Origin of the sequence: Belliella buryatensis (genome assembly GCF_900188245.1) — a bacterium.
GTDB classification, from domain to species: Bacteria; Bacteroidota; Bacteroidia; order Cytophagales; family Cyclobacteriaceae; genus Belliella; species Belliella buryatensis.
The window spans coordinates 1-2,279 of the sequence record NZ_FZOK01000038.1 but is presented as its reverse complement, the minus strand read 5'-3'; the positions used below and the strand labels follow the sequence as shown (position 1 = coordinate 2,279).

At 44.9% G+C, this 2,279-nt stretch carries 1 protein-coding gene; it reads left to right on the top strand.

From position 1 onward, the window contains the following. Positions 1–2,172, top strand: a 2,172-nt coding sequence (locus CHB66_RS16685) for a DUF7507 domain-containing protein (protein ID WP_141107420.1), incomplete at its 5' end; no start/stop codon positions are given. Positions 2,173–2,279 lie beyond the last annotated feature (107 nt).

The window sequence follows — 2,279 nt, the reverse complement described above, 5'->3', positions numbered from 1 at the left end:
ACCTTGACGGTAACGAACACAGGTAACACGACCTTGACAGATGTAATGCTAGTTGACGAAATGCTAGAAGTATCTGAGAATGTAGGCACCCTACTTCCAGGTCAGTCAGCAAGCAGAGACTATACATACACAGTAACACAGTCTGACATTGACAACGGTTCTATCGTGAACGTAGCGAGCACAACAGGTGAAGATCCAAATGGAGATATGCCAGAAGACGATACAACGGTAACAGTAGACGTTGATCAGAACTCAGCAATCAGCTTAGCTAAATCAGCAGATAAGTCAGTAGTGACAGTGGCTGGTGAGGAAGTAGTGTACACCTTGACGGTAACGAACACAGGTAACACAACCTTGACAGATGTGATGCTAGTTGACGAAATGCTAGAAGTATCTGAGAATGTAGGCACCCTACTTCCAGGTCAGTCAGTAAGCAGAGACTATACATACACAGTAACACAGTCTGACATTGACAACGGTTCTATCGTGAACGTAGCAAGTGTATCTTCTGAAGATCCAAATGGAGACACTCCAGGTGATGACGACGAAGTAACAGTAGACGTTGATCAAAACTCAGCGATCAGCTTAGCTAAATCAGCAGATAAGTCAGTAGTGACAGTGGCTGGTGAGGAAGTAGTTTACACCTTGACGGTAACGAACACAGGCAACACGACCTTGACAGATGTGATGCTAGTTGACGAAATGCTAGAAGTATCTGAGAATGTAGGTACCCTACTTCCAGGTCAGTCAGTAAGCAGAGACTATACATACACAGTAACACAGTCTGATATTGACAGTGGAGCGATCGTAAACGTAGCTAGCGTAGAGGGTACTGACCCTAACGAAGATACTCCAGGTGATGATGACGAGGTGATCATAGAAGTAGATCAGAATGCGGGAATTGAAATAGTGAAGACTACTACTTCAGAAACCTTCCTAGCACTGGGTGAAGTGATCGAATATACCTTGACAGTAACTAACACTGGAAGCGTGACCTTGACCAATATAGTCGTAAGGGATCCATTGACAGGCTTTGAGAATGTGATTGAGAGCCTAGCTCCAGGAGCGTCTATTAGTCTTGAAACTAGCTACACGATCACTGCAGAGGATCTTGAGAGAGGTACTTTGGTCAACACTGCGGCAGTAACAGCAGAAACTCCAGAGGGAGGTACAATAGGCGATGAAGATTCAGTGACAATTGGAGGTGGTGCAAGACCAATCATAGCCAATGATGATGAACTGGGAGAATATACAGTAAACTTCGGAGGATTGATTGGAAATATCCTTGACAATGACCTCTTGGATGGTCAGCCGGTGACAATGGACAATGTGGACTTTGTGTTCACTGAGTTGGACGGAATCATAGGTTTGTTGATCAATCCAAATGGAGAACTGAGCTTGATTCCAGGTGTGAACGAAGCTAGAGAATACAGATTGAGATATGTGTTGTCAGAGGTGTTGAACCCAACCAATACAGATGATGCCTTTGTGACCTTCAGAATCTTGAATGATGAAGTTGACATGGCAGTGAGCAAGACCTCTTTTGATGTAGAGATTTATGAAGGGGACGAGTTTGAGTACGAGATCGTAGTGTCTAACAATGGAGAGACCGATGCAGAAGATGTGGTGATCACAGATGATCTTCCAAATGGAGTGAGCTACCTAGGATCGACCTTCACTGCGAGCAGTAATGCAATTCAGCCAGTGACTTCAACAAACGGACAGCGTGTAACTTGGACAGTTGCCAACTTCCCAGCGGGAGAGACCTTGACGATCAGAGTACAGGTAAGAGCAAATGCTTTACCAGGTACTTCTGCACAGACCATCACCAACGTGGTGACAGTAAGTTCAGCAGGAGAGGAGATCAACCCTGTAGACAATACAGATAGCGATGTAAATACGGTGAATCCGTTCTTTATCCCGAACGTGATTACTCCAAATGGAGATAATAGAAACGATAGCTTTGAGATCAAAGGTCTAAGCAAGTTTGCTTCCAACGAGATCGTGATCTTCAACAGATACGGAGACCATGTCTTCGAGCGTACTAACTACCAGAATGACTGGACGGCGGATAATCTTCCTGCGGGAACATACTTCTACGTCTTGGTAGGAACAGATGCTACGGGCAGAGCGCACGAATTCAAGGGATGGATCCAAGTAATCAAAGACTAAAGGACAGAAACCATGAAAGGGATTTTTAAAATAACAATGATGACAATGCTGATGGCCATGATGGCCATCGGCGGAGTCGAATCACAGCAGCTGCCACAGTTCAGCCA